This is a genomic window from Streptomyces sp. NPDC048504 (assembly GCF_043200035.1).
In the GTDB taxonomy this organism is placed as follows: Bacteria; Actinomycetota; Actinomycetes; order Streptomycetales; family Streptomycetaceae; genus Streptomyces.
The window spans coordinates 54626-80719 of record NZ_JBICXA010000023.1 but is presented as its reverse complement, the minus strand read 5'-3'; the positions used below and the strand labels follow the sequence as shown (position 1 = coordinate 80719).

Below are 26094 nucleotides of genomic sequence, written 5' to 3'. Positions count from 1 at the left end.
GGGGAGTTCAGACTCCGGCCGCGCGTGCCTTCTCGTACACCTCGGCGGCGACGTCCTTGAGTTCCTGGGCGTCTCGCGGGGTGGTCTGGAGGTCGACCAGGATCTCCTCCAGGCCGATCGCCGCGTGCGCCGCCAGGTCCTCGACGATCTGGTCGGCGCTGCCCTGGAAGGGCTGGCGGTCGGGGCCGTCGTAGGGCTTGCCGGTGTGCACGGCGTTGGCCCGCACGACCTTCTGGATCGGCTCCGTGCGGCCACGTTCCGCCGCCAGGTCCTGCAACTCCCGCCATTCGGCGGCCAGTTGCTCGGCGCCCATGGCCACGGGAATCCAGCCGTCGGCGTGGTCCACCAGCCGCCGCTGGGCCTTCTTGCCGCTCGCGGCCAGCAGGATCGGGATCGGTCGGGCGGGTTTGGGGCCGACCACCGCGGAGGCGATCTTCGTCAGTCGGCCGTCGTACTTCACCGGGTCCGGGCCCCACACCGCCCGGCACACCTCGATCACTTCGTCGAGCACACTGCCGCGCTCCTCGAATGGCCGGATGCCTGCGGCCGCGTACTCGTCGAGCGACCAGCCGGTGCCCAGGCCCGCGACCACCCGGCCGCCGCTCGCCGCGTCCAACGAGGCCAGGGACTTGGCCAGTTGGAAGGGAATGCGCAGCGGCGCCACCAGCACGCTGGTGCCCAGCCGCGCCCGCTCGGTGGCCGCGGCGGCGAGGGTGAGCGTGACCAGGGGCTCGGCCACGTCCCGGTACACGTCCGGCCAGGCGAGGCCCTCGATGTTGTACAAGCCCTGGGTGGCGGGCTCCGGGAAGAGGGCCCGCTCGAAGACCCACAGGCTTTCGTAGCCGATCTCCTCGGCTCTGCGGGCCACGTCGGGAACGTCCGTGCCGATGGAGTACTGCCGCATCTGGGGGAGGCCGAAGCCCAGCCGAGTCGTCATTCCGGTGCTCCTTCGCAGTCGGGTGCGTGCCGTCAACGCAAGGCGATGACAAGGAGATTCCGAAGGGGCCCGGGCGTCGATCGGATCAGGCCACCTCAGCCGGGCAGCGGCGTGAGCATCATCCGGCCCGCGAGCCCCACCGCCGCGTCCAGCCGCTCCGTGAACTCCTCGGCGACGTCGGGCAGCCCACGCAGCGCCCACAGGGCCCGCGCCGCCGTCCAGGTGGCCTCCCGGGCGCGCTCCAGACTCCATGAGCCGAGCAGATGCGTGAGCGGATCGGCGATCTGGAACAGGTCGGGCCCCGGCATCAGCTCCTCGCGGATGCGCTCCTCCAGCGACACGAGGAGATCGCCCACGCGGTCGAACTCGTCCTCCAGCTCGGCCGGTTCGCAGTCGAGCGTCCGACAGGCGTCCACGACCGCGAGCGCGAGATCGTGGCCGATGTGGGCGTTGATGCCGGACAGGGCGAACTGCAGCGGTCGTACGCCGGGATGGCGGCGGAGCTGGAACAGCGGCCGCCAACAGGCGGGCGGGCGGCGCCCGTCGGCCGCCGCGTCCACGGCCGACAGGTACCGCTCCGCGAACCGTACGTCCAGCGTGATCGCGGCCCGCGCGTCGGTGAACCGCCCGGCGTCGACGCTCCGGTCGACCGCCTCCGTGACGGCGAGGTAGACGCGGTTGAACACCGCGATCCCGTCCCGCGCGGGCAGTTCCTCGTCGAGCGCGCGCAGCCGGGAGACGACCTTGTCCACGGGTGTGGTGAAGTGTGCCAATTGCCCCATGGGGGCAGCGTCCCAGCCCTAGGCTGGCCGAGGTGTCGGCGGGCCCGACACTTCCCCAGAACGGGGGAACGGGTTCGGTGCGCGGGAGGGGGCGGCAGCGTGTCAGGTTCACGTGTCCGGCGGCGCGGGCGGGTCGCCCGGCGGAGCGTGCTGGTCGTGGCCGCGTCGGTCGTGGTCGCGGTCGGCACCGTGACCGGGATGATCAACGCGCTGGACGACGAGCGCGGTGCGAACACGGCGAGGCCCGATGGGACCGGCGCGACGCTGCTGGTTCCGCTGCCTGACGTACCGTCAACTGCCGTGTCCACAAAGGTGAGTTCCTCCGCGTCCGCCTCGGCCAAGCCGAAGAGGAGCACCGCGCCCTCTCCTGCGAAGACCGGCAAGAAGCAGTCGGCGGCCGTCTCCCCGAGCCTCTACCGCCACCCCGAGTCCCAGGTCCTCGACTGGGTCCGCGACCACCCCGACGACCCCCGTACCGAGGTCATAGAGTCCCGGATCGCCGATCAGCCGGCGGCGGTGTGGTTCGCCGACTTCACGCCGTCGACGATCACCTCCCGGGTCCGCGCGGTCACTTCGGGGGCGGCGGCGCAGGGCCGGGTGCCGGTCGTCGTGCCGTACGCGATCCCGGACCGCGACTGTGGTGGGGCGTCCGAGGGCGGGGCGCAGGACTTCGACGCGTACGACGGCTGGATCGACGATTTCGCGGCGGGGCTGGGATCAAGGGAGGTCGTGGTCGTCCTCGAACCCGACGCGATAGCCCAGGCCGACTGTCTCTCCGAGACCCAACGCGCCGACCGCTTCGAGGCGTTGGCCCGGGCGGGCCGCGTCCTGAAGGCCGCCGACCCGAAGGCCCGGGTGTACTACGACGCGGGCCACTCCGACTGGAACCCGGCCGCACAGCAGGCGGCCCTGCTGAAGCAGGCGGGCGCGGCCTCCGCCGACTCCTCCGACGGGATCTTCAGCAACGTCTCGAATTTCCACGCCACTTCGGCCGAGATCGCCTACGACCGTCAGGTCCTGGACGCCCTCGGCGGCCCCGCGGGTCTCGGCGCGGTCATCGACACCAGCCGCAACGGCAACGGCGCCCCGGCCGACGGCCAGTGGTGCGACCCGGCGGGCCGGAAGATCGGCCGGGCGCCAACTCTCGACACCGGGGAGGCGCGGATCGACGGCTATCTGTGGGTCAAGTTGCCGGGGGAGTCGGACGGTTGCAGGGGTGAGGCCGGCACGTTCACGGCGTCGTACGCCTACGACTTGGCGCGCTGACCGGTCTCGCCCGGTGAGTCGTACGACGACGTCCCCTCGTCCAGCAGCGGTCGGTCCGTCTTGAGGTGGGCGGGCGCGAGGAAGCGCAGGGCGTGGTAGCCGGTGATGACGACGAGCGTGCCCAGCGCGATACCGCTGAGCGTGAAGTTGTCGGTGAACTTGATGGTGGCCCCGCCGACGCCGATGATGATGCCCGCCGCGGCCGGTACCAGGTTCAGCGGATTGCGCAGGTCCACACCGGAGTTGAGCCAGATCTGCGCGCCGAGAAGGCCGATCATGCCGTACAGGATGACGGTGATCCCGCCGAGTACCCCGCCCGGGATCGCGGCCACGATCGCGCCGAACTTGGGGCAGAGGCCGAAGAGGAGCGCGAAGCCGGCGGCGGCCCAGTAGGCGGCGGTGGAGTAGACGCGGGTCGCGGCCATCACGCCGATGTTCTCGGAGTAGGTGGTGTTGGGCGGGCCGCCGACGGCGGTCGACAGCATCGAGGCGACACCGTCCGCCGAGATCGCCGTGCCGAGTTTGTCGTCCAGCGGGTCGCCGGTCATCTCCCCGACTGCCTTGACGTGCCCGGCGTTCTCGGCGACCAGCGCGATCACCACCGGCAGCGCGACCAGGATCGCCGACCACTGGAAGGACGGTCCGTGGAAGGACGGCAACCCGACCCAGTCGGCCTTGCCGACGGCGGAGAGGTTCAGCCGCCAGTGGTCGGTGACCTCGCCGCTCGCGCTCATCGAGTGGATGCGGCCGAAGATCCGGTCGAACGCCCAGGAGATGCCGTAGCCGAAGACCAGGCCCAGGAAGATCGCGACGCGTGAGAAGAAACCATGCAGACAGACGACGGCCAGACCGGTGAACGCCATGACCAGCAGAGCCGTCCACTGATCCTGGGGCCAGTACGTCGCGGCGGTCACCGGGGCGAGGTTGAAGCCGATCAGCATCACCACCGCGCCGGTGACGATCGGCGGCATCGCGGCGTGGATGATCCGCGCCCCGAACCGCTGCACGGCGACACCGGCCAGGAACAGCACGACCCCGACGACGAACACCGCGCCGGTCACCGTCGCACTGGTCCCGCCCTGCGCGCGGATCACCGCGGCCACACCCACGAAGGACAGCGAACAGCCGAGATAGCTGGGCACCCGGCCCCTGGTGGCGAGCAGGAAGATCACGGTCGCGACGCCGGACATCATGATCGCGAGATTGGGGTCCAGGCCCATCAGCACGGGCGCCACGAAGGACGCCCCGAACATCGCCACCACATGCTGGGCGCCGAGCCCGAACGTGCGCGGCCAGGAGAGCCGTTCGTCGGGGCGGACGACCGCTCCGGGCGCGGGCGTCCGCCCGTCACCGTGCAGCTTCCAGCGCACGCCGAGGTCCATGGTGGGGTTCGCTTTCTCTGTACGTGAAATCGGTCCGGACCATTGTCACGGCTACCTGGTGGTTCTACGCTCGCACGGTTCCACTCATGAACTGCGTTCATATATCTGATCGGAGTTGATCGGTGAGTAGAAGACCCCGACTGAGTGTTCTGCTGGTGGCCGCGGCAACGCTGACAGCCGTGTTCGTCCCCTCCGCCTCCGCGCGCACGGCACCCGCCGTCCCTCGCACCGCCGTCCTCGACGGCACCCGCCTCCAACAGACCAAGCTCCGCCTGGACCGCGGCGATCCCCAACTCGGACGGGTGCTCAAGCAGTTGACGACCCGCGCCGACAACTGGCTGCACCAGGGCCCCTGGACGGTCGTGGACAAACCAAATCCCGCCCCCGGCGGGGACGTTCACGACTACCTGAGCCAGGCGCCCTACTGGTGGCCCACGACCACCCCGACCGCCGACAACCCCTGGGGCTGCCCGTACGTCCAGCGCGACGGGCAACGCAACCCCGAGGTCGACACGGGAACCGACCGCCAGGACGTCGAGAAGGTCTTCGACTCGACGTACGACCTCGCGCTCGCCTGGTACTACACCGGCGACAAGCGCTACGCGCAGCAGGCCGACCAGGTCCTGCGCACCTGGTTCCTCGACCCGGCCACGAAGATGAACCCCAACCTGGACCACGCCCAGTTCATCCCGTGCAAGTACGACGGCCGCGCCATCGGCATCATCGACTTCTCCCAGTCGTACACCAGCGTCGTGGACGCCATCGCGATCCTCAGCACCGGTGCCCCCGGCTGGACGAGGAACGACCGTACGGCGATGGCCAGTTGGAACTCCGAGTTCCTCGGCTGGCTGAAGAACAGCGCCTTCGGCAAGGAGGAGGGCGCCGCCGCGAACAACCACGGCACCTTCTACGACATGGAGTTGGCCGCCCTCGCCTACGCTACCGGCGACACGGCGCTGGCCAGGCGAACCGTGCTGGACGCGCGCGCCAAGCGCATCGACCCGCAGATCGCGGGCGACGGGAGCCAGCCGCAGGAGCTTGCGCGGACGCGGAGTTGGCACTACTCGACCTTCGACCTGGTCGCGTACACCCGGCTCGCGGCCATCGGCCGGCACGTGGGCGTGAACCTGTGGACCTATCAAGGGCCGGACGGGCAGGGCCTGTTGAAGGCGGTGGACTATCTGCTGCCCGCCGCGACCGGGGCCGCCGCGTGGTCGCATCCGGAGCTGGAGTTCTACCGGTACGCGGCGAGCGACGTCGTCCACGCGGCGGCCGACGCGGGGGACGCGAAGGCGAAGGCCGCCGTACCGAAGCTGGAGGCGCCCCCCGGCGGTGACCTGTGGGCGCTGCGTCCGGCGGCCGAGCAGCTGGACTCGATCGCCGGTTGACCGGCTCACCCCTTAGGCCGCCCTCGTAGGCCCGTCTGACCAGGGCCTTCCCGAACAGGGGCTCCTGAGCGGTCGCTTAGAATGGGGCGTCCCCACAGTCTCCACCGCCCCACCAGCACCGCTCGGGAGTCCCGCCGTGACCGTCGAAAGCCCGCCCGCCACCGTCCTGTCCCACGGCCAACTCGTCGCCGTCACCGTGCACTTCGACGACCTCGACGCACTCGGCATGCTGCACAACGCCCGTTACCCGCTCCTCGTCGAGCGGGCCTGGACCGAGCTGTGGCAGGGGCACGGGGTCCGCTTCGACGGCGACTGGGCGAGCGCCGGTGACGCCTGCAACGTGGTGAAGGAACTGCTGATCAGCTACGAGGCACCGGTCACCAGGCCGGGTGCGTACGCCGTGCACCTCTGGCTCGACCGGCTGGGGACGACGGGACTGACGTACGGCTTCCGGTTCTGCTCGGTGGACGGATCGACGACGTACGCGACCGGCACTCGGGTCCTGGTCCGGCTGGACGCGGGGACGTTGCGGCCCGCGCCCTGGAGTGAGGGGTTCAGGGCCGTGGGCCGGACACTGCTGCGCTCGGCGGGCTGACCTTCGGGCGGTCGCGGTCCCCGGCGCGGAGCACGCCGGCGAAGACCACGAGGCCGCCCGCCAACACCGTGACCAGGCAGAACGACACGACCAGGCTCGTCGCCTGCGCCACTCCGCCGATCAGGCTCGGCGCGACCAGCCCCGAGGTGTAGGTGATCGTCGCGACGCCCGCGATGGCCTGGCTCGGGTTGGGACCGCTGCGGCCCGCCGCCGCGAAGCAGAGCGGGACGACGACGGCGATGCCCAGACCGAGCAGCGCGAAGCCGACCATCGTCAGCGCGGGGTTCTCCGCGAGGACGATCAGCAGCCCGCCGAACACGGACAGCACCCCGCCCGCGCGGACCGTGCGTACCGAGCCGAAGCGGTTGACGACCCCGTCGCCCACCAGCCGGGCCACCGCCATCGTCAGCATGAAGCCGGTCGTCGAGGCCGCCGCGAGCCCGGCCGACGTGCCCAACTGGTCCTTCAGGAACACCGCCGACCAGTCCAGGCTCGCCCCCTCCGCGAACACCGCGCAGAAGCCGACCGCGCCGATGAGCAGCGCGGACCTGGGCGGCAGCGTGAACCGGGGTGGCGCCTCCTCCTTCTCGCCCGGGGGGATGTCGAGCACCCAGTGGCAGGCGGTCACGCCCAGCACGGTGAGAACCGCGGCCGCGATGAGGTGGTGCACGCGCGCGTCCGAACCGAGGTGCGCGGCGAGGGTGCCGCCCGCCGAACCGATCAGGGCGCCCGCGCTCCACATGCCGTGCAGCCCCGACATGATCGACTTGTCGAGGAGACGCTCGATCTCGACGCCGAGCGCGTTCATCGCGACATCGGCCATGCCCGCGCTCGCGCCGTACGTGAACATCGCCAGGCACAAGGTGACGAGGTTCGGCGCGAGGGAGGGCAGCACCAGGGACATGGTCCACATGGCGATCAGGCCGCGCAGTGCCGTACGACTGCCGAAGCGGTGGGTGATCCAGCCGGCCAGCGGCATCGAGCAGGAGGCGCCGAACGCCCCGAAGGCGAGGGCGAACCCGAGCCAGCCGGCGGCGACGTGCGCGTGCTCCTGGATCCACGGCACCCGGGTCGCGAACGAGCCGGTGACCGCGCCGTGCACGGCGAAGACGGCCGCCACGGCGTACCGGGCACGCTTCACCTCGTGTCGGTCGTAGACCACTTCGCTCATTGTCGGCCCCTCCTGCTGTGCGCGTCCCCGCCGCCGTCAAAGTCCCTGCTCGCGTGTTCTCGTCCCGCTCGCGCCGGGTAAACTATCAGGAACCCTGCCTGATAGAAAGAGAATTACCGGCCGCCCGCCGCACCCCCTCGATCTGGGAGGATTCCCGGCATGCCCGCATCCCCGAGCACCGCCCGGGCCATCAACGACCGGCTCGCCCTGCGACTGCTGCAGCAGGAAGGCCCGCTGACGGCAGGGCAGTTGAAGCAGCTCACCGGACTCTCCCGGCCGACCGTCGCCGACCTCGTCGAACGCCTCACGGCCTCCGGACTGATCGAGATGGTCGGCGAATCCGGGGAGCAACGGCGCGGCCCGAACGCCCGGTTGTACGGCATCGTCGGCAACCGCGCGTACCTGGCCGCGCTGGACGTCCGCCTGGAGGGCGTCTCCGTGCTCGTCTCCGACCTGGTCGGCCGGGTGCTCGCGGAGGCGTCGGTACCGATCGACGACGACTCGGGCACGGGCCCGGCGGTCGAACAGGCCGTGGCGCTGGTGGAACGCGCGGCGAAGGAGGCGGGCGCGGAACACCTCCACACGGTGTGCGTCGGCGCCCCCGGCCTCATCGACCCGATCACCGGCGAACTCCGCAACACGACCGGCCTTCCCGCCTGGCACCGCCGCCTGGTCGCCGCCCTCCACGAACGCCTCCCCGACACCCGCATCGTCGTCGAGAACGAGACCAACCTCGCGGCGCTGGCGGAGCAGCGCGACGGGGCGGCCCACGACCGGGACACGTTCGTGCTGCTGTGGCTGGGGATGGGGATCGGTGCGGCGGTGGTCTTGGACGGGACGTTGCGCAGGGGTGCGTCGGGGGGTGCGGGCGAGCTCGGCTTTCTTCCCGTGCCGGGGACGCGGGGGCTCCCTTCATCGACGGACTGCGAAGGGGGTTTCCACTCGCTGGCGGGCGCGGGAGCGGTGCTTGAACTGGCCCGGGAACGCGGGGTGTCGGGCGCCGACGGTGCGGGGGAGGGGGCCGGTGCGGCGGGGGTGGTGCGGTGGGCTGTCGCGGAGGTGGGCGGTATCGGCGTCGGGGGTGACGCGGGCGTCGATGTCGAGGACGCCCCCGATGTGGGTGAGTCGGGCGTCGGTGCCGAGGACGCCCCCGATGTGGGTGACTCGGGCGTCGATGCCGAGGGTGTCCCCGATGTAGGTGACTCGGGCGTCGGTGCCGACGCCGGGAACGACCCGGACGCGAGCGTCGACGCCGGTCGGGCGAACCCCCTGCGGGACACCGGCCCCCGCAATACCTCCGCCGCCCGCTTCCTGGACGCCCTCGCCGACCGCCTCGCCCTCGGGGTCGCTTCGGTCGTCGCGCTGCTGGACCCCGGGTGTGTGGTCCTCGGCGGCGAGGTCGGGCAGGCCGGCGGTGACGAACTCGCCGTACGGGTCGCCGAGCGGATCGTCCGCATGTCCCCGTTGCCCGCGGAGGTGCGCCCGAGCGTCCTCGGCGGCGCCGCCGTGCTGCGCGGCGCGCTGCTGACCGCTCAGGACGGCGCGCAGGGCGAGTTGTTCGGATAGTCGGCCGGGCGCGCGGTCGCACCTGGCCTGAGTGGCCCGGCGGTGGGCAAGGGCCGTCGTCACCACCGCCGGACCGGTCCAGGGGAGTCCCCTCCGGAGATCCGAAAAGGACTAGACCAGATGATCCAGCAGGTAGGGGCCGCTTGAGAAGTCCAGCGGCACTGTCTGTGAGCCAGCCCACACCCTTCACCTGGATGGACCCTTGCCGGGCGTGGCACACTGGCCGTGTACCAGAAGCAGCGCACTCCGGGGTCGGTGAAAGTCCGAACCGGCGGTTACAGTCCGCGACCCGTCCGTGTTGTTCAGCGGCCGGTTGACCAGGTGGAATTCCTGGACCGACGGTTAAAGTCCGGATGGGAGGCAGTGCGCGGCGGGCGGGCATTCGTGCGCGCCGCCGTATCGGCTCGTCCTGATGTGGACGGGTTCTGTCCGGCGTCGCTCAAGGTGCTTCCGTTCGTTTCTTTCTGTCGTCTTCGACAGGCCCCGGAGTCCGTGCCCTATGAGGCAGGAGGACCCGGGAAGTGTTCACCGGAATCGTCGAAGAGCTGGGTGAGGTCACCGCCGTCGAGAGTCTCGACGACGCCTCCCGCTTTCGTCTGCGCGGCCCCATCGTCACCGAGGGCGCGAAGCACGGCGACTCCATCGCCGTGAACGGCGTCTGTCTCACCGTCGTCGAGCACGAGGGTGACGAGTTCACCGCCGACGTCATGGCCGAGACCCTGAACCGCTCCAGCCTCGGCGTCCTCGCCGTCGGCTCCCGCGTCAACCTCGAACGCCCCATGGCTCTCGGCGCCCGCCTCGGCGGCCACATCGTGCAGGGGCACGTCGACGGCACCGGCGAGGTGATCGAGCGCAAGCCGTCCGAGAACTGGGAGATCGTCAAGATCTCGCTCCCGGCCGACCTCACGCGCTACGTCGTCGAGAAGGGCTCCATCACCGTCGACGGCATCAGCCTCACCGTCGTCGACGCGGGCCCGGACTACTTCACCGTCAGCCTCATCCCCACCACCCTCGGTCTGACCACGCTCGGCCTCAAGCAGCCCGGCGACCCGGTCAACCTTGAGGTCGACGTCATCGCCAAGTACGTGGAGCGGCTGATGGGCGCGCGTGAGGTGACCCCGTGAACTGGCTCAACTCCGAGGCCTTCGTCCTGTTCGGCCAGCACATCAAGTGGTCGGACATGATCGGCAACGTCATCGGACTGATCGGCCTCGCCTTCGGCTGGCGGCGGTCCATCTGGAGCTGGCCCACCCAGTTCGTCTCCGGCGTGATCCTCTTCGCCGCGTTCGCCACCGCCCACCTCTCCGGCAGCGCCGGCAAGCAGGTCGTCGTCATGGTCGTCGCGGTCTACGGCTGGTGGCAGTGGAACCGGGGCGGGGACGGCTCCGCCGACGGCCACATCACCCCCCGCTTCGCCACCTGGCGCGAGCGCGCGATCCTGGCCGGCTCCGCCGCCGTCGGGACCGTAGCGGTAGCGGCCCTCTTCAAGGCGTACCCGTCCCTTTCCTGGGACCCGTGGCCCGACGCCTACATCTTCGTCGGCACCGTCGTCGCGATGTACGCCCAGGCCCGCGGCATGGTCGAGTTCTGGTTCGCCTGGCTCCTCGTCGACCTCGTCGGCGTCCCCCTCAACTTCGCCAACGGCTTCGCGTTCTCCGGCTTCGTCTACGTCATCTACGGCGCACTCGTCCTGTGGGGCATGCGCGACTGGTGGCTGCGCTCCCGCAAGACCCCGCAGCCCGTCCTGGAAGGAGCGCCGGCATGACAGCGGCACCGATCCTGTACAGCACCGACGGTTTCGAGGACTTCTCCCTCGACCCGGTCGAGCAGGCCGTCGCGGACATAGCGGCCGGCCGCCCCGTCGTGGTCGTCGACGACGAGGACCGCGAGAACGAGGGCGACCTCGTCATCGCCGCCGAGAAGGCGACCCCTGAGATCATCGCGTTCATGATGAGCGAGTGCCGCGGCCTGATCTGCGCCCCCATGGAGGGGGACGAACTGGACCGGCTCCGGCTCCCGCAGATGGTCGAGGACAACACAGAGTCGATGAAAACCGCGTTCACAGTCTCCGTGGACGCATCCGCCGTTCACGGGGTGACCACCGGTATCTCGGCCTCCGACCGCGCGACCACGCTTCAGGTCCTCGCGAGCGGCAACGCCCAGGCCGACGACCTCGTCCGCCCCGGCCACATCTTCCCGCTGCGCGCCCGCTCCGGCGGCGTGCTGGTCCGCAACGGCCACACCGAGGCCGCCGTCGACCTCGCCCGCCTCGCGGGCCTGCGCCCGGCCGGCGCGATCGTCGAGATCGCGGGCGAGGACGGCCGTATGCTCCGCCTCCCCGAACTGATCCCCTTCGCCCGCAAGCACGGCCTGACGATCATCTCCATCGAGGACCTGATCACCTACCGGCAGACCGCCGAACCCACCGTCCGCCGCGAGGCCGAGGTCCAACTCCCCACCCGCCACGGCCAGTTCACGGCCTACGGCTACCGCTCCACCGTGGACGGCGTCGAGCACGTCGCCCTCGTCCACGGCGAGATCGGCGACGGCGAGGACGTCCTCGTCCGCGTCCACTCCGAGTGCCTCACCGGCGACGTCTTCCACTCCCTGCGCTGCGACTGCGGTCCCCAGCTGGAGGCCTCCCTGGAGCGCATCCAGGAGGAGGGCAGGGGAGTGGTCGTCTACCTGCGCGGCCACGAGGGGCGCGGCATCGGCCTGCTCTCCAAGCTCCGGGCGTACGAACTCCAGGAGCGCGGCCGCGACACCCTCGACGCCAACCTGGAGCTCGGCCTGCCCGCCGACGCCCGGGACTACGGCGCCGGCGCGCAGATCCTGGAGGACCTCGGCGTCCGCAGCCTGCGCCTGATGACCAACAACCCCGACAAGACCGACGCGCTCGTCCGGCACGGCCTCAAGGTCACCGGCCGCGAGCCGATGCCGATACAGGCGGGCGAGCACAACCTCCGCTACCTGCGCACCAAGCGGGACCGGATGGGGCACGACCTGCCCTGGCTGGACACGGCCCCCGTGTCCACCTGCGGCAACCAGTAGTCGAGCAGTCGCACTTCATCGCACTTCTAGGAGACAAGAGAACGTGAGCGGCAAGGGCGCACCGGAACTGTCCGTACGCAACGTCGGAGACCTGCGGGTCGCCGTCATCGCGGCACAGTGGCACGAAAAGGTGATGGACGGTCTGGTGGACGGCGCCCTGCGCGCCCTGCACGACCTGGGGATCGACGAGCCGACCCTGCTCCGGGTCCCCGGCAGCTGGGAACTCCCGGTCGTGGCAAAGGTGTTGGCGGGCCGGGGCTACGACGCGATCGTCGCCCTCGGTGTCGTCATCCGGGGCGGCACCCCGCACTTCGAGTACGTGTGCCAGGGCGTGGTCCAGGGCCTTACCCAGGTCTCGGTCGAGACCGGCGTCCCCGTCGGCATGGGCGTCCTGACCTGCGACACCGAGGAGCAGGCCCTCGACCGGGCCGGCCTGGAAGGCTCGAACGAGGACAAGGGGCACGAGGCGGTGACCGCGGCCGTCGCGACGGCGGCCACGCTCCGCTCAGTATCTGAACCGTGGCGTTAAGCCCACGATTGTTTGCCATAGGGTGGACGGCATCATGTCCAATAAGACGTTCGAGGAGCTGTTCACCGAGCTCCAGCAGAAGGCCGCCAGCGGCGACCCCGCCACTTCCCGCACCGCAGAACTGGTCGGCAAGGGCGTCCACGCCATCGGCAAGAAGGTCGTGGAAGAGGCCGCCGAAGTATGGATGGCCGCCGAGTACGAGGGCAAGGAGGCGGCCGCCGAGGAGATCTCGCAGCTGCTCTACCACGTCCAGGTGATGATGGTCGCCCGCGGAATCTCGCTGGACGACGTCTACGCCCACCTGTAAACCCAGTTCCGACACTCACCCCATTTCACGCGAAGGAAGCCGACCTCATGCTGCGCATCGCCGTCCCCAACAAGGGTTCCCTGTCAGGACCTGCGGCGGACATGCTGCATGAGGCCGGCTACCAGCAGCGCCGGGAGTCCAAGGAACTGCGGATCGTCGACCCGGTCAACGAGGTCGAGTTCTTCTACCTCCGCCCCCGCGACATCGCGATCTACGTCTCCTCCGGCCGCCTCGACATCGGCATCACCGGCCGTGACCTGCTGATCGACTCCGGCGCGAGCGCCGAGCCGATCCTCCCGCTCGGCTTCGCCCGCTCCACGTTCCGCTTCGCCTCCAAGCCGGGCGCCGCGAACACCCTCGCGGACCTCAAGGGCAAGACGGTCGCCACCTCGTACGAGGGCATCGTCGCCAAGTACCTCGCGGACAACGGCGTCGACGCCTCCGTCGTCCACCTCGACGGAGCCGTCGAGACCGCCATCGAACTCGGCGTCGCCGAGGTCATCGCGGACGTCGTCGAGACCGGAACGTCCTTGCGCAACGCGGGACTTGAGGTCTTCGGCGACCCGATCATGAAGTCCGAGGCCGTCGTCATCCGCCGTACGGGCGGCGAGACCGACGACACCGCCGAGCCCAAGGTCCAGCAGTTCCTGCGCCGCCTCCAGGGCGTCCTGGTCGCCCGGACGTACGTGATGATGGACTACGACTGCCGGGTCGAGCAGCTGGAGAAGGCCGTCGCGCTCACCCCCGGCCTGGAGTCCCCGACCGTCTCCCCGCTGCACAACGAGGGCTGGGTCGCCGTCCGCGCGATGGTCCCCGCCAAGGAGGCGCAGCGGATCATGGACGACCTGTACGACATCGGCGCCCGGGCCATCCTGACGACGGCCATCCACGCCTGCCGTCTCTGAGGAACACGCCGAGGATCACGCCGATCATGTCCGAACTCCCCGCCCTGCCGGTCACGTTCCGGCCTGGCCGCACCCGTGCCGTGCTGCTCACCGCGGGCATCGCAATCTTCGTCGTCATCACGACCGTCGCGATGCTCCTGGAGCAGCTCACCCCGGGGGAGAAGCTCAGCTTCGTCCTCACCGGAGCCCTCCTCTTCGCCGTGCTGGCCCTCCTCGCGCGCGTGAAGGTCGTCGCCGACGAGTCCGGTGTCACCGTCGTGAACATCGTCAGCAGGCGCCGGCTGGCGTGGGCCGAGATCCTCCAGGTGAATCTGCGCCCCGGCGACCCCTGGGTCTTCCTCAATCTCAGCGACGGCACCAGCCTGCCCGTGCTCGGCATCCAGCCCGGTATCGCCAAGCAGCGGGCCATCGCCGACGCGCGCAGTCTGCGGGCGCTCGCCGAGGACCGGTCGCTGAGGGATCTGCCGTAGAGGGCCATGTCTTGATTAATCTGTTGTCGGTGGCGTTTTTCCTTCTCGCCTCCGCCACCGATGTTCCCCCCTGTCTTCAGAGGCCCCCTGCGACCCGAGGAGTGACTCCCTCCAGCGATGGACGGATCGTCCTGTAGTACCTGCGCCGCCCCCTCCCGACATATCGAGGCGGCGGCATGACCATCCCCTTGTTGCTCCTCGGAGGGGCGATGCTGCTGATTCTGGCCAACGGCTTCTTCGTCGCGGCCGAGTTCGGACTCGTCACCGTGGAGCGTCCCGAGGCCGAGAAGGCCGCCGCCGAGGGCGACCGACGGGCCGCCACGGTCGTCGAGTCGCTCAAGGAGCTGTCCTTCCAGCTCTCCGGCACCCAGCTCGGCATCACCATCACCTCCCTGGTCGTCGGCATGCTCGCCGAACCGGCCCTCGCGGAGCTGCTGCACGGCCCGTTCAGCGCGATCGGCATCCCCGAGGGCGCCGTCTCCGGCGTCGCCGTGGTCGTCGGCATGCTGCTGGCCTCCGCCGTGCAGATGGTGATCGGCGAGCTCGTGCCCAAGAACTGGGCGGTGTCGCGACCGCTCCAGGTCGCACGCTTCGTCGCCGCACCACAGCACACTTTCGCCCGCCTGTTCCGCCCGGTGATCGCCGCGCTGAACACCGTCGCCAACAAGCTCGTCCGCGCGCTGGGCGTCGAGCCCACCGAGGAGCTGGCCTCGGCCCGCACCCCCGGCGAACTCGTCTCCCTGGCCCGGCACTCGGCGCAGGCCGGCACGCTGGAGCAGGACACCGCCGATCTCTTCGTACGGACGCTGTCGCTGGGCGAGTTGACCGCGCAGCACGTCATGACCCCGCGCGTGAAGGTCAGCGCGCTGCAGTCGTCGGCGACCGCCGAGGACGTGGTCAACCTGACCCGCGCCACCGGTCTGTCCCGCTTCCCCGTCTACCGCGAGAAGATCGACGAGATCGTCGGCATGGTCCACCTCAAGGACGCGCTGGCCGTTCCCTCGCACGACCGCCTGCGCACCTCCGTCACCAGCATCGCCAAGTCCCCGGTGCTGGTCCCCGAGACCCTGCCCGTGCAACCGTTGCTGGCCCGGCTGCGCAGCGAACAGCCCATCGCCGTGGTCGTCGACGAGTACGGCGGTACGGCGGGAGTGGTCACCCTGGAGGACATCGTCGAGGAACTCGTCGGCGAGGTCCGCGACGAACACGACGACCAGGACGTCCCCGAACTCGCCGCCGCCCCGCCCGAGGACGGCAAGCCGGCCTGGGACGCCGACGGCAGCTGCCGCGTCGACATCCTCCAACGCATAGGCCTGGACGTCCCCGAGGGCCCGTACGAGACGGTGGCCGGACTCGTCGCCGACCTCCTCGGCCGCATTCCCGCCCCCGGCGACAAGGCCGAACTCCCGGGCTGGCGCCTCTCGGTACGCCAGGTGGGCCACTACCGAGCCGAACGCGTCCGCCTGGTCCGCACGACTCCCGCCGTGAACGTGATGGAGGCGGCCCGATGACCGTCCTCCAACTCCTCTTCGCCGTCCTGCTGGTGCTCGCCAACGGCTTCTTCGTCGGCGCCGAGTTCGCCCTCGTCTCCGTCCGCCGCAGCCAGATCGAACCCCTCAACACCGCCCGGGCCCGACAGGTCCTCTACGGCCTTGAGCGGCTGCCGCAGATGATGGCGGCGGCCCAATTCGGCATCACCGTCTGCTCGTTGACGCTGGGCGCGGTCGCCGAGCCGACCGTCGCACACGTTCTGGAGCCGGTCTTCGAGTGGATGCACCTGCCCGAGGGCATGATCCACCCCCTCGGCTACATCCTCGCGCTCGCGGCGGTCGTCTTCTTCCACCTCGTCATCGGCGAGATGGTCCCGAAGAACCTCGCGATGGCCGCGCCGGAGAAGGCCGCGATGTGGCTCAGCCCCGGCCTGGTCGCCTTCGCCCGCGTCTGCAGGCCGATCACCGTGGCCCTCGGCGCCGTCGCCCAGGGCATCCTGCGCCTCTTCCACGTCGAACCCAAGGACGAGGTCGAGGCCGTCTTCACCAGCGAACAGCTCAACCGCCTGGTGGAGGACTCGGGCCAAGCCGGCCTCCTCGACCCCGAAGAACAGGAACGCCTGGAAGACGCCCTGGAGTTGGGCTCCCGCCCGGTCACCGACGTACTCCTCCGCCGCGAGGACCTGGTGACGGTCAGCCCTTCGGTGACCCCGGGCGAGATCGTCGCCCTCACGGCCCGTACCGGCTACTCCCGCTTCCCCATCGCGGCGGTGACGGGCGCCTTCATGGGCTACCTCCACGTCAAGGACGTCCTGGACCTGGAGGAATCCGAGCGGGCGGTCCCCCAACAGATCTGGCGCCCCATGACAACACTCCGGGCCGAACTCCCCCTGGACGACGCCCTGACGGTCATGCGCCGCGCGGCAACCCACTTGGCCCAGGTGGCGGACGCCTCCGGCAAAGTGCTGGGGCTGGTCGCCCTGGAGGATGTGCTGGAGCTGTTGGTGGGCGAGGTCACTGACCCGGCCCACCGAGAGGTACCGACACAGCCGAGGACGGCAGAACTGAAGCAGGCGGTGCCTAGTTGAGGACTGATGCAGGCGGTGTCCGGCCTGGGAACTCAAGCCGGCGGCGCCTGGCTGGGGCCTGAGAGGGCCTGAAGCAGGCGGCGCCTGGCTAACGCCGGTTCCCCGTGCCCACCCAAGGGGCGCGGGGAACTGCGCGACCAGCCACAACGCACCCGCAGCCGCGACACAACAGATCCAACCGACCCAGTGCGCCCCGCTCACATCCCGGCAGGCCCCGGCCCCCGCCCGGACAACACCTCGCCATACGCCTGCATCAGATCCGGCAACCGCAGAGTCGACAGATCATCCCGCGACAACGTCCCGGGATACACGGACAACCGCAGATCCCGATACGCACAGCTCTTCTCGTACAGCGTCCGCAGGAACCGCCCGTTCCCGAGCTCGTCGATCCACCCCTGGTCGACAACGTGCCCGGCGATCGACCGCAGCTCGTCCAGCGCCTCCTCGTCCCACACGTCACCGTTCTCCGCCGCCAACACCTCACCGATGGACGTGAGTTCAAGCGGCCGGTACGAAGGAAAGTCGACGCGAGTCGTGAAGCGGGACGACAGCCCGGGGTTGGCGGCCAGCAGCCGGTCCATGCCCTCCGGATAGCCCGCCAGGATCACCACGAGGTGGTCGCGATTGTCCTCGGCCCGCTTCAACAGCACCTGCAAGGCCTCGTCACCGTACGCATCGCCCTTGCCGTAACCGGAGTTGGAGAGCGAGTACGCCTCGTCGACGAAGAGGACGCCACCGATCGCGGAGTCGATCAACTCGTTCGCTTTCACGGCCGTTTGGCCGAGGTACTCACCGACCAGATCGGCCCGCTGGGCCTCGACGAGATGGTCCCCGCCCAGCAGCCCGAGGGCGTAGAAGACCCGCCCGAGGATGCGAGCCACGGTGGTCTTGCCGGTACCCGAGGGCCCGGAGAAGACGAAGTGCCGTTTCGGCGGCTGAACCGGCAGCCCCTGCCCGGCCCGCAGCCGCGCCATGTTCAACTGGGCGGACAGCGCCTTGACTTGGCGCTTGACCGGCTCCAGCCCCACCATGCGCTCCAGCTCGTTGAGCGCCTCCTCCAGTAAGACGGGATCGGTGGGCCCCGTGGGCAGCGGCAGCACCGGATTGGAGGTCTTCTCCCGCACGGAGTCGCCCGCGGCGGGCAACGGCCCGGTCGGCGGAAGACCGGGCTCCGAAAGCTTCAGATCCCGCCCCTCCGCGCCGAACAGCGGATCGAGCCCGTCCGGCCCCTCCAGCGCGTCCTGCCCGCCGGAGAGCGTGATCGCCGCGAGGTCGGTCACGTCCTCGGAGCCGTCGTACCCGTCGGAGTCGGTGATCGCCGCGAGCCGCGCCGAGGTGTCCATGAACGCGGGGTCGACGCGGTGCACCGCCCGGTACAGGGGGAGCGCGGCGGCGCTACGGCCGGTGCCCTCGTGGGCCCGCGCCAGCCAGTACCGCAACTCCTTGCGCTGTGGCTGCTCGCTGCGACAGCGCATCAGCGCTGAGGAGAGGAGCGGCTCGGCCTGGCCGTACATCTCCAGCCGCACCCGGGCCATCCCGCCGAACAACCCCGCCTCGATGCCCAGGAGTTGGTCGTTGATCAGCGGATCCGTGTGCCGGACCAGCTGCTCCCAGTCCTTGACCAGATAGGCGCGGCACGCGTGCAGGAAGCGGACCTGGTGGTCGGTGTCCACGGGCGGCAGTCCCGCCAACGCCCGGTCCAGCTCCGGCACATGGCGGCCGTCCAGCCAGTGCGAGGCGTGCGCGAGCAGCAGATCTCGCGGGCTCTCCAGCACGGGCTGCACCCACCAGCCCAGCCAGTACCAGGAGTTGAGCGTACGGCGGTGCCTGGTGCGCTGTTCCCCGAAGCGTTCCCGGTGCCGGTACATCCGCAGCAGCGCGGTCGTCGTGTCGACGCGCAGCGCGTGCAGTCCGAGCCAGCCGTCGGCCATCCCGGGATCCATCCGTACCGCGGTGCGGAACTCCTCCTCCGCCTGCGGATAAGCGCCCATCGTGTAGGCGTCCACGCCTCGCAGCCACGCGAGGTCGGCCGGGGCCTCGGGGCCCTGCGTGCCGAAGTCCATCACGTCCCCCCACAAACCGTGCCCCCGTTGATTCACCGCCGGGCCGGCGCCCGTCGGCAGTCTGGGTCGAACCGCTGTGCCGCGGACGGGAGTTGCCGTGGTGCGCGAAGCAGCCGTCCGTCGGTCGCACCCTGGGCATCGTACCTGCGGGGCAGTCGCCCATCGAAGGGTGCCGCACAGGCCGTTTGACGAGGTGGGAGCAGATGGGGCGCACTCAGGACGGTGACCCAGGGTGAGCAAATCACGGCTCGTAGCGGCCGGAAAACGTGCTGGGAGCAGAACGAAGCCCCCGATCACGGGGGAACAACCGGGGGCTTCGCGACTCTGGGCGGCTTCGAACCGGCCGCACATTCAGAACGTAAGACCTGTACGGCCCCTGGGTCAAGCCGAGTTGAGGCACTCAAGCAAGTTCGAGTGAAAGGGTCTTCACAAGTTCAGCACACTGCGGGCGGTCCGTCACCGTGGGTGACCTCATGGTCCGGTCCAACCGTCCCTGAGGGCCCCGCGAGCACCTCGTATCCCTTTCCCAACTGCCGTACCAGGAAGTCCGCGTGGGGGCGCGAAGGGTCTTTGGCGAAGTGTTCGTGTTCCGCCTCGACCCACCCGTCCCAGAAGTCCCGCTGCTCCGCCCCGTCCCGCTGTCGACCCCGTGCCCAGGACTCCTCCCGGGGCAGTTCCATCCACAGCAGCCCCGCGAGGAACGGGCGCACCGCCCGGCGTCCGGCGCCGACGCCCTCGACGAGGACCACGGGCGCGGGCGGCAGCGCGCGGGGCGCGGCGAAGCGGCGGGCGTGCCAGTCGTAGGGGGCGTAGTGGGCGGTCTTGCCGAGGCTGAGGGGAGTGATCACCTGGCTCAGCAGGCGGCCGGTCCAGCCGAACAGTTCGTCGTGGGTCGCGAGATCGTCCAGGTGCAGGACGGGGGCGCCGCCCAGGGCCTCGGCCAACTGCCCGGCGAACGTGGACTTTCCGGACCCCGCGTGCCCGTCGACGCCGACGAGCCGGACCAGGCCGCAGGACGGTGGCAGCCGGCTCAGACGGTGGGCGAGGTCGCGCATGGCTGGTCCCGGGAGGTCGTGGGGCGGGTGATGCCGCAGGTCACCGGGACAGTGTAGGGAGCGGTGGCTCCCGCCCCAGCTCATACCACTGGTCGATACCAATATTGGTGGGTGTGGCGAGGTTCGAAGTGCTGGCAGCGGAGTGCCCTGTGTGTTCATAGTGGGCGCACAGTCGTCCATTGGATCTGTCCCGACTGGATCTGTCCCGACTCGGAACACCGGGGGTCTTCCGCCCATGAGCAGAGCCGAACAGCCGTCCCGCAGAACCGTCCTGGCCGCCGCGGTCGCCGCCGCGGTGGTCGCCGGTACGGGCCCCGCGGCCGCCGACACCGCGACCGCCACCGACACCGCCGACTCCGACCGGGCGCCGACGCTTCTCGACGCGCGGCCCCGCGAGGGAACCCCGACGGTCGACAACCACGCCTGGACCACCTACGCCGACTGGCGCCGCGGCGCCGCCCAGGGCACCCGGGCCGTCGCGGGCCCCCGCCCGGGCCTCGCGATCGGCGCCGCCATCGGCCGCGTCGACTACGCGGACCCGCACACCGGCAAGACCGCCAACTGGGAGTACGCGACCTGGACGTCCCCCGTCCACAAGCTCTCCGTCCCGGCGACGGAGACCATCGCCTCCTGGAACGCGGACACCCCGGCCGGCACCTGGATCCAGATCGAGCTGCACGGCACGTACTCCGACGGCACGGACACCCCCTGGTACGTGATGGGCCGCTGGGCGGCCGGCGACCAGGACATCAAGCGGACCTCCGTCGACGACCAGACGGACGGCAAGTCCACGATCTGGACGGACACCTTCGCGATCGACGACGCCACGACAGGGCTGCGCCTCGCGTCGTACCGACTCCGTCTGACCCTCTACCGCAAGCCCGGCACCAAGCTCACCCCCACCGTGTGGCGGCTCGGCGCGATGGGCTCCGACGTCCCGGACCGGTTCACGGTCCCGGCGTCAACTCCGGGCCTGGCCCAGGAGTTGATTGTCCCGCGGTACTCGCAGGAGATCCACGTCGGCCAGTACCCGGAGTACGACAACGGCGGCGAGGCCTGGTGCAGCCCCACCTCCTCGCAGATGATCATCGAGTACTGGGGCGGCCGGCTCACCCCGGAGCAACTCGCCTGGGTCGACCCGACCTACGCCGACCCGCAGGTCGACAACGCGGCCCGCTTCACCTACGACTACCAGTACCAGGGCTGCGGCAACTGGCCGTTCAACGCCGCCTACGCGGCCACGTACAAGGACCTCCAGGGCGTGGTCACCCGGCTCGGCTCGCTCGGCGACCTGGAGACGCTGATCGCGGCGGGCATCCCGGCCATAACGTCCCAGTCCTTCCTCAGCAGCGAACTGACCGGCGCGGGCTACGGCACCTCCGGCCACCTGATGACCGTGATCGGCTTCACCGCCGACGGCGACGTGATCGCCAACGACCCCAACTCGCCCAGCGATCCGGCCGTCCGCCGCGTCTACAACCGGCGCGAGTGGGAGAACATCTGGCTGCGCACCAAGCGGTACAACGCCTCCGGCAAGCTCTCCTCCGGTACCGGCGGCGTCTGTTACCTCTACTTCCCCGCGCACCCGACCGCCCGCCAGCGCAAGGCCCTCGCGGCGGTGGGCGTGCGCTGACCTTGTGCCGGAGACCGAGGTCCCTGTGACCAAGGTCTCCGGCGCAAAACCTGACAGGGATGGCAAGGTGGACAGAACGGGGGAGTCCACCGCACATCCGACCTCTGCGAGCCACCATGACCGCACACTCAGCCAGCGCCGCCCGCACCCGTACCCGCACCGGCGGCCCCAGGGGCGACGGTCCGAAGATCGTCGAGCACATCGTGGGCTGGACCCTTGTCGTGGTGATCGCGATGCTTGTGACCCAAATCGGCCTGCTGTGACCTGACCCATACGCGACCTGCCATACTGCGGTTGACCCAGCCCAGTTGGAGAGCCAGAGTCGAAATTGGAAATCAGTCAGCAGCGTGACGTCCCACGTCCCAGGGCGCGCGGTACCGAGCGTTCCTTGGCGCGCCGCGCCGAACTCATCACCATCGGCCGGAAGTTGTTCGCCGACACGTCCTACGACGCGCTGTCCATGGACGACATCGCGCGGCAGGCGCATGTCGCCAAAGGGCTGATCTACTACTACTTCCAGTCCAAGCGCGGCTACTACCTGGCGATCATCAACGACTCGGTCGCCGACCTGGTGAACTTCGCGGCGAGCGGTCTCGAACTGCCCCAACTGGACCGCGTACAGCGGACGATGGACAGCTATCTGCGCTGGGCCGAGCACAACCAGGCCGCGTACCGCACGATCGTGAGCGGCGGCGTCGGCTTCGACACCGAGGTGCACGCCATCCGCGACGGGGTGCGCGCGGCGATCGTCGCGACCATCGCCGACGGGGCGTACGGCCGTAACGACATCTCTCGGATCGCACGCATGGGCCTATTCGGCTGGGTGTGCAGCGTCGAGGGCGCGACCCTTGAGTGGATCAGCACCTCCGACCTTTCCCGCGAGACGATGCGCGAAATCCTCGTGAAGACCCTCGGCGGCACCCTGCGCGCCATCGAGGAACTGGACCCCGCCCACCCGGCGCCGCCGCCCGCCCGCAGGGACGCCTGAATCAGCGTTTCCGGCCAGTTCCGGACGACCGGGCTATTCTTGAAGTAAGCGGTCGTTAACTGGTGACGCGAGACCTCCGATCGGGCATACTCACAGCGCAGAGCCGCTGGTCAGCCGCTTCCGAGACCCGGGAGTAGGAGCAGCGGCCGCATCCGTGCGGTACCCGGCCACGTCGCCTCGACCCCAGGCGTACGCCCGCCGATGTGCCCGACAGGGAGGAGAGCGTCGCCATGCCCGACCGAGCCCCGCAGCCGGTGGACCGGCAACTGCCCACGGACGAGGCCCGGGATCTGATCTCGCTGGCCCGCGACATCGCGCAGCGTGAGATCGCCCCGAGGGCGGCCGAGGAAGAGGACGCCGGAATCTTCCCACGCGAGGTCTTCACCCTCCTCTCCCGGTCGGGACTGCTCGGCCTCCCGTACGACTCCGAGTACGGCGGCGGCGACCAGCCGTACGAGGTCTACCTCCAGGTCCTCGAAGAACTCGCGGCGGCCCGCCTCACGGTCGGCCTCGGCGTCAGCGTCCACTCCCTCTCCTGCCACGCGCTGGCCAACTACGGCACCAAGCAGCAGCAGGTCGAGCACCTGCCCGCGATGCTCGGCGGCGGACTCCTCGGCGCCTACTGCCTCTCCGAACCCTCCTCCGGCTCCGACGCGGCCTCCCTGCGCACAAAAGCGGTCAGGGACGATGGGGGCCCCTCCCGGTCGAGCGAAGCCGAGACTGGGGGAGACTGGGTGATCGACGGCACCAAGGCCTGGATCACCCACGGCGGCATCGCCGACTTCTACACGGTCATGGCCCGCACCGGCGAGGACGGCGCGCGCGGGATCAGCGCTTTCCTGGTGCCCGGTGACGCGGCCGGTCTGAGCGGCGCGGCACCGGAGAAGAAGATGGGCATGAAGGGCTCGCCCACCGCCCAGGTCCACTTCGACGGCGTCCGGGTCCCCGACGAGCGCCGCCTCGGCGAGGAGGGCCAGGGCTTCGCGATCGCCCTGTCCGCGCTGGACTCCGGCCGGCTCGGCATCGCGGCCTGCGCGATCGGCCTGGCCCAGGCGGCACTTGACGAGGCGGTGGCCTACGCGAGCGGCCGGCAGCAGTTCGGGCGCCCGATCTCCGACTTCCAGGGTCTGCGCTTCATGCTCGCCGACATGGCCACCCAGATCGAGGCGGGCCGCGCCCTCTACCTCGCGGCGGCACGGCTGCGCGACGCGGGCCGCCCGTTCGCCAAGCAGGCCGCCATGGCCAAACTGCACTGCACCGACACCGCGATGAAGGCCACCATCGACGCCGTCCAGGTCCTCGGCGGCTACGGCTACACCGCGGACTTCCCGGTCGAGCGTTACATGCGCGAGGCCAAGGTCCTGCAGATCGTCGAGGGCACGAACCAGATCCAACGGATGGTCATCGCCCGCCACTTGGCGGGTCCAGAAGCCCACCGAACCGGCTGACACCGGAGGTCTGTCCTGAGCCTCGGGCCGCGACGCGACGCCCGGCTCCCGCGCCTTCGCCGCGCCCTCTCCGGACTGCTCCGCCCAGGGGCCGACGACGCGGGGGAGGGTGGCACGCGTCTGCGGCCCGAGCCGCCGGCTGCCGGCGTCCCTGGCGTGAACAACCTCGTGCGGGAGTACCCCGTCGCCGATTAGGCGCCGTCGGTCCCCTCCGACCTGACCCACCGGGCGGACCCTGCCGGCGGCGCCGCCAGCCGCGCCCACTCCGGGTCGTGACGTCCCGGCAGGGTGCGGCCCCGGTCGGCCCAACTCCGGATCAGATCACGGTAGATGGGCGGATCCTGGGGCTGCGGCGGCGCCGGGGGAACCGATTCTGCGGCTACGGGGACGAAGATCCGGCGCTGACGCCCGGTCGGCGCATATGTGGGGGTCATACCGAGGCAACGGAAGGGCATGTCGACAAGTCACCGGCTCCGGTAATCGAGCGTGAGTTCACCGGAGTACAGGTCACGGCTATGGCGACCACACGTCACCTGACGTACCGTCACCTCCACTGTCCCCAGGGGAGGTTAGCCGTGGCAGACGACCGTCCCGTGCCCCTCGACGAGTACCCCGTGCACCAGGTGCCCCTGTCGATGAAGCACGTCGCGACCGGCGACCGGAACGCCTACGACCGCTGCATCTTCCACGTGTTCGACCACGAGGGCCGCGCCCTGCTCATCCTCGGCCTCGGCGTCTACCCCAACGTCGGGGTGATCGACGCCTACGCGACCCTCCGCACCGGAGACGAACTCCACGCGGTCCGCGCCTCGGACGCCCTCGGCGACGACCGCATGCACCTCGCCGTGGGCCCGCTGCGCATCGAAGTGGAGGAGCCGCTGCACCGCCTCCGCCTCCGCTGCGAGGACAACTCCCTCTCGTACGACCTCACTTGGACAGCGGAGTTCCCCGCCCTCTGGGAACCCCATCACGTCCAGTACCGCGGCGACCGCCTCACTCTCGAAGGGCGCCGCTTCGTCCAGGCGGGCGGTGTGGAGGGCGTGATCCGCGCCGGCGACGAGGAGTTCCGGGTCTCCGCAGGCGGCTGGACCGGTACCCGTGACCGGAGTTGGGGCGTGCGGCCCATCTCCGGTGAGGAGGGCGGCCGGCTCGCCGAGGACCACCCCACCGAGGGCTTCCACTGGATCTGGTGCCCGGTCCGCTTCGAGGACCGCTTCCTCATGGTCATCGTCCAGGAGGACGCCGACGGCTACCGCACCCTGAACGAGGCGACCGTCGTCCGCCCCGGCCACCGCGACCGCCAACTCGGCTGGCCCCGGGCCGAGATCACCTACCGCTCCGGCACCCGCCACCCCGAGCGCGCCCTGGTCCATCTCGGCGACGCACGCAAACCGCAGGAACTCGACGTGGAGATCCTGACCTCCTCACCCCTCGCGATCGGCGCCGGCTACCCACCCGCCGACGACTGGCAGCACGGCACCTGGCGCGGCCGCGCCTGGACCGACCGCCGCACCTACGACCTCACCCGACCCACCCCGCTCGCCGCCTACGGCGTCACGGATCACGCGGCCCGCTTCCGCCTGGACGGCCAGATCGGCCACGGCATCTTCGAACACGGCTCCTTCGGCCGCCACGACCCGAGCGGCTTCACCGGCTTCGACTCGGTCGCACCTTAGGGGAGTTGAGACATGGCGACGGCGCCTCGCTCGCGCACGACCACCCGTGCCCCGGAGAAACTCGTCTGTCGTCGGACGGTGTGGTGCGATTCCCGCTTTTCCGGTGCCGCGCTCGTCGGTTTTACCGGCTTCGGCTCGGCAGCACGGCAAGGGAGTTGAGACATGGCGACGGCGCCCCGCGCGTGCACGACCACCCGTGCCCCGGAGGGACTCGTCTGTCGTCGGACGGTGTGGTGCGATTCCCGCTTTTCCGGTGCCGCGCTCGTCGGTTTTACCGGCTTCGGCTCGGCAGCACGGCAAGGGA

General features: G+C 70.3%; 24 protein-coding genes and 1 riboswitch. Of the genes, 18 read left to right on the top strand and 6 right to left on the bottom strand.

What is annotated here, in order from left to right; translation table 11 throughout:
* Nucleotides 1-7: 7 nt before the first annotated feature.
* Nucleotides 8-937 (bottom strand): LLM class F420-dependent oxidoreductase, encoded by a 930-nt coding sequence (locus tag ACGFY9_RS42890; RefSeq protein WP_393763657.1) that lies wholly within the window; start codon nucleotides 935-937, stop codon nucleotides 8-10.
* 95 nt (nucleotides 938-1032) lie between these two features.
* Nucleotides 1033-1719 carry a DUF5995 family protein gene (locus tag ACGFY9_RS42885; RefSeq protein WP_393763655.1) on the bottom strand — a complete coding sequence of 229 codons (687 nt, stop codon included), beginning with the start codon at nucleotides 1717-1719 and terminating at the stop codon, nucleotides 1033-1035.
* Nucleotides 1720-1866: 147 nt separating this feature from the next.
* On the opposite strand from ACGFY9_RS42885, the gene ACGFY9_RS42880 reads away from it, so the two are divergent.
* Entirely contained in the window at nucleotides 1867-2985 is a 1119-nt protein-coding gene (locus ACGFY9_RS42880; protein ID WP_393763814.1) for a glycoside hydrolase family 6 protein, read from the top strand.
* Here ACGFY9_RS42880 and ACGFY9_RS42875 read toward each other — a convergent pair.
* Entirely contained in the window at nucleotides 2967-4367 is a 1401-nt protein-coding gene (locus ACGFY9_RS42875) for a uracil-xanthine permease family protein (RefSeq protein WP_393763654.1), read from the bottom strand. The genes ACGFY9_RS42880 and ACGFY9_RS42875 overlap by 19 nt on opposite strands.
* A gap of 122 nt (nucleotides 4368-4489) precedes the next feature.
* Between ACGFY9_RS42875 and ACGFY9_RS42870 the strand changes: the two genes are divergently transcribed.
* The gene (locus tag ACGFY9_RS42870) at nucleotides 4490-5755 is read left to right on the top strand and encodes an alginate lyase family protein (protein WP_393763652.1); all 1266 of its coding nucleotides are present in this window, start codon (nucleotides 4490-4492) and stop codon (nucleotides 5753-5755) included.
* A 136-nt stretch (nucleotides 5756-5891) separates the two neighbouring features.
* Nucleotides 5892-6350 carry an acyl-CoA thioesterase gene (locus ACGFY9_RS42865; protein WP_393763650.1) on the top strand — a complete coding sequence of 153 codons (459 nt, stop codon included), beginning with the start codon at nucleotides 5892-5894 and terminating at the stop codon, nucleotides 6348-6350.
* Here the strand turns inward: ACGFY9_RS42865 and ACGFY9_RS42860 are convergent.
* Nucleotides 6310-7521 (bottom strand): MFS transporter, encoded by a 1212-nt coding sequence (locus ACGFY9_RS42860; RefSeq protein WP_393763649.1) that lies wholly within the window; start codon nucleotides 7519-7521, stop codon nucleotides 6310-6312. The genes ACGFY9_RS42865 and ACGFY9_RS42860 overlap by 41 nt on opposite strands.
* 159 nt (nucleotides 7522-7680) lie before the next feature.
* Between ACGFY9_RS42860 and ACGFY9_RS42855 the strand changes: the two genes are divergently transcribed.
* From ACGFY9_RS42855 to ACGFY9_RS42810, 10 genes are all read left to right on the top strand, one after another.
* Nucleotides 7681-9087 carry an ROK family transcriptional regulator gene (locus ACGFY9_RS42855; RefSeq protein WP_393763647.1) on the top strand — a complete coding sequence of 469 codons (1407 nt, stop codon included), beginning with the start codon at nucleotides 7681-7683 and terminating at the stop codon, nucleotides 9085-9087.
* 237 nt (nucleotides 9088-9324) lie between these two features.
* Nucleotides 9325-9458, top strand: a riboswitch (FMN riboswitch).
* Between the two features lie 150 nt (nucleotides 9459-9608).
* Nucleotides 9609-10211 carry a riboflavin synthase gene (locus tag ACGFY9_RS42850; RefSeq protein WP_033282331.1) on the top strand — a complete coding sequence of 201 codons (603 nt, stop codon included), beginning with the start codon at nucleotides 9609-9611 and terminating at the stop codon, nucleotides 10209-10211.
* Entirely contained in the window at nucleotides 10208-10852 is a 645-nt protein-coding gene (locus ACGFY9_RS42845) for a nicotinamide riboside transporter PnuC (protein WP_393763645.1), read from the top strand. The genes ACGFY9_RS42850 and ACGFY9_RS42845 overlap by 4 nt, the downstream gene beginning before the upstream one ends.
* On the top strand, nucleotides 10849-12138 hold the full coding sequence (locus ACGFY9_RS42840; RefSeq protein ID WP_393763644.1) for a bifunctional 3,4-dihydroxy-2-butanone-4-phosphate synthase/GTP cyclohydrolase II: 1290 nt from the start codon (nucleotides 10849-10851) through the stop codon (nucleotides 12136-12138). The genes ACGFY9_RS42845 and ACGFY9_RS42840 overlap by 4 nt, the downstream gene beginning before the upstream one ends.
* Nucleotides 12139-12181: 43 nt before the next feature.
* On the top strand, nucleotides 12182-12667 hold the full coding sequence (gene ribH / locus ACGFY9_RS42835) for a 6,7-dimethyl-8-ribityllumazine synthase (protein ID WP_019059681.1): 486 nt from the start codon (nucleotides 12182-12184) through the stop codon (nucleotides 12665-12667).
* Nucleotides 12668-12701: 34 nt separating this feature from the next.
* Nucleotides 12702-12974, top strand: a complete 273-nt coding sequence (locus tag ACGFY9_RS42830; protein WP_393763642.1) for a phosphoribosyl-ATP diphosphatase — start codon at nucleotides 12702-12704, stop codon at nucleotides 12972-12974.
* A 47-nt stretch (nucleotides 12975-13021) separates the two neighbouring features.
* Complete coding sequence (gene hisG / locus ACGFY9_RS42825) at nucleotides 13022-13879, top strand: ATP phosphoribosyltransferase (RefSeq protein ID WP_033282334.1); 858 nt, start codon at nucleotides 13022-13024, stop codon at nucleotides 13877-13879.
* Between the two features lie 26 nt (nucleotides 13880-13905).
* On the top strand, nucleotides 13906-14349 hold the full coding sequence (locus ACGFY9_RS42820; protein ID WP_393763640.1) for a PH domain-containing protein: 444 nt from the start codon (nucleotides 13906-13908) through the stop codon (nucleotides 14347-14349).
* Between the two features lie 176 nt (nucleotides 14350-14525).
* Entirely contained in the window at nucleotides 14526-15860 is a 1335-nt protein-coding gene (locus tag ACGFY9_RS42815; protein ID WP_393763639.1) for a hemolysin family protein, read from the top strand.
* Entirely contained in the window at nucleotides 15857-16927 is a 1071-nt protein-coding gene (locus tag ACGFY9_RS42810; RefSeq protein WP_393763637.1) for a hemolysin family protein, read from the top strand. Before ACGFY9_RS42815 ends, ACGFY9_RS42810 begins: the two co-directional genes overlap by 4 nt.
* A 197-nt stretch (nucleotides 16928-17124) precedes the next feature.
* Here ACGFY9_RS42810 and ACGFY9_RS42805 read toward each other — a convergent pair whose 3' ends face one another.
* Together ACGFY9_RS42805 and ACGFY9_RS42800 are read right to left on the bottom strand one after the other, a co-directional pair.
* Nucleotides 17125-18990 (bottom strand): AAA family ATPase, encoded by a 1866-nt coding sequence (locus ACGFY9_RS42805; RefSeq protein WP_393763635.1) that lies wholly within the window; start codon nucleotides 18988-18990, stop codon nucleotides 17125-17127.
* 434 nt (nucleotides 18991-19424) lie between these two features.
* Nucleotides 19425-20045 (bottom strand): uridine kinase, encoded by a 621-nt coding sequence (locus tag ACGFY9_RS42800; protein ID WP_393763633.1) that lies wholly within the window; start codon nucleotides 20043-20045, stop codon nucleotides 19425-19427.
* Between the two features lie 235 nt (nucleotides 20046-20280).
* On the opposite strand from ACGFY9_RS42800, the gene ACGFY9_RS42795 reads away from it, so the two are divergent.
* From ACGFY9_RS42795 to ACGFY9_RS42775, 5 genes are all read left to right on the top strand, one after another.
* Entirely contained in the window at nucleotides 20281-21678 is a 1398-nt protein-coding gene (locus tag ACGFY9_RS42795; protein WP_393763632.1) for a peptidase C39 family protein, read from the top strand.
* A gap of 116 nt (nucleotides 21679-21794) precedes the next feature.
* The gene (locus ACGFY9_RS42790; RefSeq protein WP_393763630.1) at nucleotides 21795-21941 is read left to right on the top strand and encodes an SCO1431 family membrane protein; all 147 of its coding nucleotides are present in this window, start codon (nucleotides 21795-21797) and stop codon (nucleotides 21939-21941) included.
* A gap of 65 nt (nucleotides 21942-22006) precedes the next feature.
* A complete protein-coding gene (locus ACGFY9_RS42785) occupies nucleotides 22007-22666 on the top strand; it encodes a TetR/AcrR family transcriptional regulator (RefSeq protein ID WP_393763628.1) in 660 nt (219 codons plus the stop codon).
* A 230-nt stretch (nucleotides 22667-22896) separates the two neighbouring features.
* A complete protein-coding gene (locus ACGFY9_RS42780) occupies nucleotides 22897-24114 on the top strand; it encodes an acyl-CoA dehydrogenase family protein (RefSeq protein ID WP_393763626.1) in 1218 nt (405 codons plus the stop codon).
* A 575-nt stretch (nucleotides 24115-24689) separates the two neighbouring features.
* A complete protein-coding gene (locus tag ACGFY9_RS42775; protein WP_393763624.1) occupies nucleotides 24690-25790 on the top strand; it encodes a hypothetical protein in 1101 nt (366 codons plus the stop codon).
* The last annotated feature ends 304 nt before the right edge of the window (nucleotides 25791-26094 follow it).

Bases quoted from the DNA above. Each gene is read 5' to 3' on its own strand.
- ACGFY9_RS42885 (WP_393763655.1), bottom strand. From the start codon at position 1,719: ATGGGGCAATTGGCACACTTCACCACACCCGTGGACAAGGTCGTCTCC.
- ACGFY9_RS42795 (WP_393763632.1), top strand. From the start codon at position 20,281: ATGAGCAGAGCCGAACAGCCGTCCCGCAGAACCGTCCTGGCCGCCGCG.
- ACGFY9_RS42830 (WP_393763642.1), top strand. From the start codon at position 12,702: ATGTCCAATAAGACGTTCGAGGAGCTGTTCACCGAGCTCCAGCAGAAG.
- ACGFY9_RS42890 (WP_393763657.1), bottom strand. From the start codon at position 937: ATGACGACTCGGCTGGGCTTCGGCCTCCCCCAGATGCGGCAGTACTCC.
- ACGFY9_RS42800 (WP_393763633.1), bottom strand. From the start codon at position 20,045: ATGCGCGACCTCGCCCACCGTCTGAGCCGGCTGCCACCGTCCTGCGGC.
- ACGFY9_RS42860 (WP_393763649.1), bottom strand. From the start codon at position 7,521: ATGAGCGAAGTGGTCTACGACCGACACGAGGTGAAGCGTGCCCGGTAC.
- hisG (WP_033282334.1), top strand. From the start codon at position 13,022: ATGCTGCGCATCGCCGTCCCCAACAAGGGTTCCCTGTCAGGACCTGCG.
- ACGFY9_RS42815 (WP_393763639.1), top strand. From the start codon at position 14,526: ATGACCATCCCCTTGTTGCTCCTCGGAGGGGCGATGCTGCTGATTCTG.
- ACGFY9_RS42780 (WP_393763626.1), top strand. From the start codon at position 22,897: ATGCCCGACCGAGCCCCGCAGCCGGTGGACCGGCAACTGCCCACGGAC.
- ACGFY9_RS42810 (WP_393763637.1), top strand. From the start codon at position 15,857: ATGACCGTCCTCCAACTCCTCTTCGCCGTCCTGCTGGTGCTCGCCAAC.
- ACGFY9_RS42790 (WP_393763630.1), top strand. From the start codon at position 21,795: ATGACCGCACACTCAGCCAGCGCCGCCCGCACCCGTACCCGCACCGGC.
- ACGFY9_RS42805 (WP_393763635.1), bottom strand. From the start codon at position 18,990: ATGGACTTCGGCACGCAGGGCCCCGAGGCCCCGGCCGACCTCGCGTGG.
- ACGFY9_RS42875 (WP_393763654.1), bottom strand. From the start codon at position 4,367: ATGGACCTCGGCGTGCGCTGGAAGCTGCACGGTGACGGGCGGACGCCC.
- ACGFY9_RS42820 (WP_393763640.1), top strand. From the start codon at position 13,906: ATGTCCGAACTCCCCGCCCTGCCGGTCACGTTCCGGCCTGGCCGCACC.
- ACGFY9_RS42840 (WP_393763644.1), top strand. From the start codon at position 10,849: ATGACAGCGGCACCGATCCTGTACAGCACCGACGGTTTCGAGGACTTC.
- ACGFY9_RS42855 (WP_393763647.1), top strand. From the start codon at position 7,681: ATGCCCGCATCCCCGAGCACCGCCCGGGCCATCAACGACCGGCTCGCC.